The sequence below is a fragment of the Acetobacter sp. UBA5411 genome (assembly GCF_002409645.1).
GTDB lineage: Bacteria > Pseudomonadota > Alphaproteobacteria > Acetobacterales > Acetobacteraceae > Acetobacter.
On sequence record NZ_DHNR01000014.1, the window covers coordinates 381 to 6,654 of the forward strand.

The 6,274-nt window shown below is 51.2% G+C and carries 6 protein-coding genes and 1 pseudogene; 1 reads left to right on the forward strand and 6 read right to left on the reverse strand.

The annotated features are described in order from the left end of the window. From B3759_RS04025 to B3759_RS04050, 6 genes and pseudogenes are all read right to left on the reverse strand, one after another. A pseudogene (locus B3759_RS04025) lies at positions 1-130 on the reverse strand (IS5/IS1182 family transposase); the annotation flags it as partial. 122 nt (positions 131-252) lie between these two features. Then, positions 253-411 (reverse strand): hypothetical protein, encoded by a 159-nt coding sequence (locus B3759_RS04030; protein WP_291363847.1) that lies wholly within the window; start codon positions 409-411, stop codon positions 253-255. A 51-nt stretch (positions 412-462) separates the two neighbouring features. Then, positions 463-849 (reverse strand): acetyl-CoA hydrolase/transferase C-terminal domain-containing protein, encoded by a 387-nt coding sequence (locus B3759_RS04035; RefSeq protein ID WP_291363849.1) that lies wholly within the window; start codon positions 847-849, stop codon positions 463-465. A 144-nt stretch (positions 850-993) separates the two neighbouring features. Next, positions 994-3,519, reverse strand: a complete 2,526-nt coding sequence (locus B3759_RS04040; RefSeq protein WP_291363851.1) for a TonB-dependent siderophore receptor — start codon at positions 3,517-3,519, stop codon at positions 994-996. A gap of 334 nt (positions 3,520-3,853) precedes the next feature. Next, complete coding sequence (locus tag B3759_RS04045) at positions 3,854-4,825, reverse strand: FecR family protein (protein WP_291363853.1); 972 nt, start codon at positions 4,823-4,825, stop codon at positions 3,854-3,856. Positions 4,826-4,980: 155 nt separating this feature from the next. Further along, the gene (locus B3759_RS04050; protein ID WP_291363855.1) at positions 4,981-5,487 is read right to left on the reverse strand and encodes an RNA polymerase sigma factor; all 507 of its coding nucleotides are present in this window, start codon (positions 5,485-5,487) and stop codon (positions 4,981-4,983) included. A gap of 452 nt (positions 5,488-5,939) precedes the next feature. On the opposite strand from B3759_RS04050, the gene B3759_RS04055 reads away from it, so the two are divergent. Then, the coding region (locus tag B3759_RS04055) for a PepSY domain-containing protein (protein WP_291363857.1) at positions 5,940-6,274 on the forward strand (335 nt) is incomplete at its 3' end.

The following is a 6,274-nucleotide window of genomic DNA, read 5'->3' on the forward strand; positions in this document are numbered from 1 at the left end:
TAACGATACAGCACGGCTTCGATATAAACTGACGGTTATTCGCAGCCGTCCCACCGACATGACCTTCGCGACCCGCGAGAAGGTCCTTTATCCGCTCCCACTGACCATCGCTCAGACCATACCGTCGCATTCACACTTTCCCCGTTCCAGAAACAGGGGGAAAACATCACAGATCAAACGGGTGTATAAGTCTTATGGCACCGCCCGCTAACTGACGACACGACCTAACATCACTCAACAACAGGTCAGCTCTCAGGCTGAAACCGCAAGAACTCCGGATATCCTTCTCTCGTGCTGCAATGACAGACCGGTAAAGAGACCAGCCATAAAGGCGAAAACATCCGCTGGCCCGGCTATATCCATCAACCGGACACCATCACTCACCACAAAGACAATCAGAAGTTCGGTCATCCTGTTTCCAGCTCTTGTTCGGCCCACCATGCTGCCGATTTCCATATAACGCTAATACCAAGCGAAGGCTGTCAGCAGATAATGAGGAATATGCAGGCCGAAGCTATGCTGACGGGCCTGCTCGAAATAGTCCTGTAGAGCAGGCCGGAAATCCCGATGAGCGTATTTGTTGACCAACCTGCCGCGCCCGTTCAACCGCAGCAAGTTCGCAAGCCCCTGTTCGGAAACAATGATCTGCAGGTCCTGCAGGATATGGTCGGTATGGGGCACCATCTGCACAAAGGCAGATATCTTGCCGCCTTTGGCGGTCGACGGAGAGACAAAGAGAGACAGGAACGCATTGCGTGCAAAATCACCCGAGCTACCAATACCATTCTGGATCCGCAACCCCATGATACAGTTGGAATTGACGTCGCCGTAGATGTCTGCCTCAATCATGCCATGCGTTCCATCCAAAGCCTGAATCATAACTCAAGCCTTATTTAAATCCCCACAGGTCTTAACCTGCATCGCGAATATTGCGATCTTTACCTCAGTCCCTTACAAACCAGTCAAACCACAAACTTTGCAAAACTATTTTTTTCACCATGTATAACTCAAATTACCATAAACACGCCTTCCCTGCCCAATATAACATGAATAGGTTCCACCACAGGAAGCAATATAATATTTATTAGTTAGATTTGAAATTGAAAGCTGCGCGCGCAACCCTTTGAGAGACGCGAATGCCTGACCGAAATCATAATGAGCGCCAATGTCGAACAGCACATAAGCAGGCACTTTATAGCTATTGACTGCGTCGGAATAGGTAAACCCCTTGTACCGGACACCACCGTTGATTCCAAATCCCTTCAGGAAATGCGCTGGTGGCGTGTAATCCAGAAATGCCGACACCATGTTGCGTGGAATGCTTTCTACATATTTTCCTTTTTCAGCTACGACACTTCCTGTACTGCCATCGGCATAGGCCTGAGTATCAGTAAGATTGCTGTCGAGATAAGTGGCCTCATCGTAAGTATAGGACGCATTAAATCTCAGGTCGTGAGTGATATTTGCGTTGGCGGAAATTTCGAAGCCTTGTGAACGCGCTTTTCCTGCGTCGCTCGAGTAAGAATCATGATCCGGATCGTTGACCAGAAAATGGTCTTCATCGATCCTGAATGCAGCCGCAGAGATGAAAATATTATGGTCGGGAGACTCATACTTCATTCCTGCCTCCAGCTGTTTTCCAGTTAGAGGAGGAAACAGCTTTCCTGACCAACTTCTCTGACCGAAGCTTTGTGGAACAAAGGATGTCGAGTAACTGAAATACGGAGCAAGACCGAAAGAGAATTTATAAACCAGACCGGCACGCCACGTGAAGGCACTCTGTGGCCGTGGAAGATCATGACTCCTTGTTACAATGTAAGTATGGTCTGAGTTCTCATTCGAACCCTGATCTGTATATCCATGATAATTGACCCAGTCCTGACGTCCTCCAAGAGTTATGGACAGTCCCTTCCATTTGATTTGATCCTGAAAATAAACTCCCTCCTGAAAATAGGAATCATTACTTCCATATGTCGTGTTTTGGCATGTTTTTGAATGAACGTTGATACATGGGATATAGTTACTTTGAGGGTTATAAACATTCACAAAAGAATACCCGTCGGAGCCGGGAAATCCATTATATCCCATGGTGTGGTCTGATGTGCTCCAACTCTTGTCATCATACTGTCGAAAATCAGTACCTACTATCCAGGTATGATGCACTGATGCGATGGAAAACTTCCCACCAACTCTCGTATCAAGGCCAACAGTTGAAGCCAGCCCTCCTCCCTCATAAGCCGCACGACCATACTGATCCGGAAGTATTATACGACCACGAGTCAGTCTTTTTTCGAAATCCTCGGATCTTTCCCAGCGTAGATTTTGACTGAAATCGATCCACTTATTGAAGCTGTGCCTGAACTGATATTCGATCAAGGAATCCTTCTGCCCGGAAACATTCCAGTTCGGATCTCCCAGAAAACGGCTTCTGGGAATACGTCCGTTATGATTGACGTTCAGAAGCATCTCAGGCGGCAACTGGGTCCAGTTCGTCCCATCGCCTGGCGTATACATGTAGGATCCTACAAAGGTGAGATTTGTCTTATGGTCGATATCCCAGGAAAGGGAAGGCAGAACGCCAACACGATGATAATTGACATGGTCGGTCTGCGAACCCTGTGTCACCCCAATGGCTGCAATACGGTATTTTACGCTACCAGACTGGTTGACTTTATCGCTGACATCAACAGTTGCCTCATAACGGCCCCAGTTACCAAACCCGACTGTCGCGTTATGTAATGGTGTCTCCGTTGGTTTTTTCAGACTCATGTTAATCATGCCGCCCGGCGTACTCTGCCCATACAGCACGGAGGACGGCCCGTTCATGACTTCGATCCGCTCCAGAAAAGCCGTTTCTCCAGCGCTGCTTGAATAGGAACGCAGTCCATCGACAAACTGGGAGGTGTCAAATCCACGTTGCTGAATGGCGCCAGGATTTAATCCACTGGCTGGACCGTTACCGAATGCACCAAACGCTTCGACGCTGATACCCGGCATATATCGCAAAGCCTCCATGACATTCTGAGGCTGCTGATCGATCATCTGCTGTTTGGTAATAACGTGAATAGAATTAGGAATTTCGATGATCGGCGTATCCGTCTTTGAACCCGTCATCGTGCGAGTAGCGACATATCCCACCCCCGGACCGGCAGGATCCTGATTTGCCGTCGTTGTTCCCCCTACCCTTACCGCGCCCAGGGTAATCGTGGCAGCTTGCGTGGCGGGAACAATCTGGAACGCACGATCTCCCAAAGGTTGATAGGACAACCCACTTCCCTGCAAAAGACGTGACAGAGCTTCTCCGGATGTAAACTGACCATGCAATCCCGATGTTGTTTTCCCTGCTACTATCGGGGTTTGCGCTGTCACCTGAATACGAGATTGCGAACTGAAAGACACCAGCGCGCTGGATAGCGATCCGGCGGGAATACTGAAACTGAATTTTGGCTGAACCTGTGTCGTCTGCGCCCGCACGCCGGTCGGAATAAAAGAGGTCAAGGCGGTGGTCGTGGCCAGCATCAGAAATGATGTTGCCAGAGGTCTCCTCAGAAACTGTGGTGACGGCATAGGTTAGGCTCTTCCTATCATCGGAATATTGAATGCAACTCATTCGCATTCAAAGGTTATGATAGTGAGATGCACGGGAAGCCTGTTTTTTCGGAAAAAAGTTCAGATTTTTTTATTGTTATGCCTCAAATCTACATAGTGATTTGTTTAATAATGATTTTTATCACATATAGAAATTTTCCTCGGCACGTTGAATGCCGTAAACGTTCAGACAGTATCCGACGCTATCGAATCAGTGACAGCGTCTCACCGGGTCAAACGGTCAGCATAGACGGCGATGTCTCGCTCAGCGTCCCGTTACAACCGCAAACCATGGCGTGATAGACATGACCTTTCCGCCATAGGGATGCACGATCAATTGCAACGAGGTTTCTGGATGGCGCAGATCGTAGGAACCACTAACCTTTCGCGTTGCCAGTGTATCATGCGCGATGACAATGCGTGTCCGGGTCCAGGGCTGAAGGGCAGCCACCATTTCAGCAATGGTGTTGCCCTGCGAGACCAGCATCCCGTCACGCCATAGCCCGATGGTCTCAGGCGACTGAGAACCGACGTCAACCCGCGTTCCCTTTACGTCAATCCGGTCACCGGAGCGAAGGTCACGTTCAAGCGAAATTCCTCCCTGACCGGACGCATGGACTGCTCCTTCCCGTACCGCCACAGAAGTTTCATCTCCCTCCGTTCGCGTATCAAAAGCGGTACCGATATCGGTAGTCGTCACAGAACCTGCGGTGACGGTAAAGGGCCTGTCAGCATCGTGATGCACCACAAAATAGGCTTCACCGCGCAGCAGAGTGATCCGTCGTTCATCCGCGTTGATGTGGATGGCGAGCGCGGAACGCGGGGCAAGAATGACTTCGCTGCCATCGGCCAGATGGATATCCTCCGTCACACCCGTCTGCGTGTAATGGTCAGCCCTCAGACGCAAGGTCAACTCGGGCACAAGCACAAAGGCAGCCACGCAGGCCGCCATGACGACGCCAGCAAAAGATGCCATCCTTACACGACGGAGGCCAACGCGGTCATTCGCCGGCACAGACCCGTTCCGTCTGCCCATGCCTGGGCTTTTTTTTCGTTCGGGTGGCACGGAATCCAGCATACCCAATGTCTCGTTGATTTCGGTCCAAGCCTGTTGATGCAAGGGACTTTCCCGCAACCAGACTTGGAACTGACGCCGTAGATCCCTATCGTCTGGCTCCTCGCGGAGAAAGATATACCAGCCTGCGGCAACCTCATCAGGACTACGCGGTTCGGTCACGCGATGACTCCCGGTACCGCACGCAGGACGACAGGTCCGTCCCGGTGCAGGAAAGACGAAGCGACGGACGCGCGACAGGCTGTTTCGCAAAGGCATACCGATAAGATGTTTGGCATCACCTGTTTTTCAGAAAAATAATTCAAATGTCGCGGGGCCTACTGCCCTTCCTTACGTATCCGGTTGCAGATTGCCAGTCCTTCGGTGATCAGACCATGCACCATCGAGATGGATAAGCCCAGAACGGCCGCGACCTCCCGCAATTTCATCCCTTCAAAATGATACAGACGGATGGCTTCCGCCTGCTGTTCGGGCAGCGCATCGAGCGCCTCCATCACACGCATCATGGTTTCCCGGGCAGCGACAGTTTCTTCGGGTGAAACGGCATCATCAGCGACAGTCGCAGAGACGACGTCAAAATCCGCCTCACTCATGCGTTCAATTTTGGCGCGCCGAGCACGGGTCATCAGAAGGTTACGCACAATAGTGCGCAGGTAGCTTCCCGGCGACACAATCGTGCCTGCCGACTGCCGGGCAAACAGCAACCATGCATCCTGCACGATGTCTTCGGCCAGTACGGCGTCCCCGGACAACTGTCGCGCATAGGACAACAGACCGGGACGGTGCTCTTCATAAAGCTCAAAAGACGGATGTTTGGACTTCAAGAGCGGATGTTCCCGATGCCACCGCAATGTCAGCAGTCAGAAAATAAGAAGGATTCGCAACTGTGATGGCATACAGTCCCGTTTTTCGCAAGATTTTGTAACACACCGTCGTTTTGATAAGCGTGTCGAGAAAACGTCTGAATAGGGGGTATTTCGCAAAAGAAGATTATTTTCCAAGGAGGAAATGCAAGTTCTTCTAAAAGGACATATCACATGTCTGTCATTCAGTGCGCTTCTTTCTGAAAAAACGGAGCCGTCAAACATCCTTACTTTCATGAGGGCTTTGCCCCGTTTTCATTCCGGACGCCGTCAGGGACTGCGTGTTCCGGGCACGCAGGGAGAATACATATGCAGCGCAGCCGACCGCCTTTCCATCATGGAGTTGCGATTCAGTGTTATTCTTATTCGTTCAAGGGTAACCGACCCGCTTTATCCGCTGGCACATTTCTTCCATGACCACCCGCACTCTTCGTCGCTGGTTCGTGATCCATAAATGGACGAGCCTGGTCTGCACGCTGTTCCTGCTGATCGTGTGCGTGACTGGCCTGCCGCTGCTGTTTTCCGAGCAGATATGGGACACGTTCGTGGGTGATGATGACCCGCCGTATGAAGTTCTCCCGCCGGGAACGCCGAACGCCAGTCTGGATGTCATCGTGGAGAAGGCACGCGCACTCTATCCCGGCCAGATCATCACCAATGTGAATCCGGACGATGATGAACCGGCGGTGCTGGTCTCCATAGCACCAAGCTGGCAGGCTCTGCGGGACGACGAGACCTATCCCGACCG

Excerpts from the sequence above, each read along its gene's own strand:
- B3759_RS04030 (WP_291363847.1), bottom strand. The coding sequence starts at position 411 with ATGACCGAACTTCTGATTGTCTTTGTGGTGAGTGATGGTGTCCGGTTG.
- B3759_RS04035 (WP_291363849.1), bottom strand. The coding sequence starts at position 849 with ATGATTGAGGCAGACATCTACGGCGACGTCAATTCCAACTGTATCATG.
- B3759_RS04040 (WP_291363851.1), bottom strand. The coding sequence starts at position 3,519 with ATGCTGGCCACGACCACCGCCTTGACCTCTTTTATTCCGACCGGCGTG.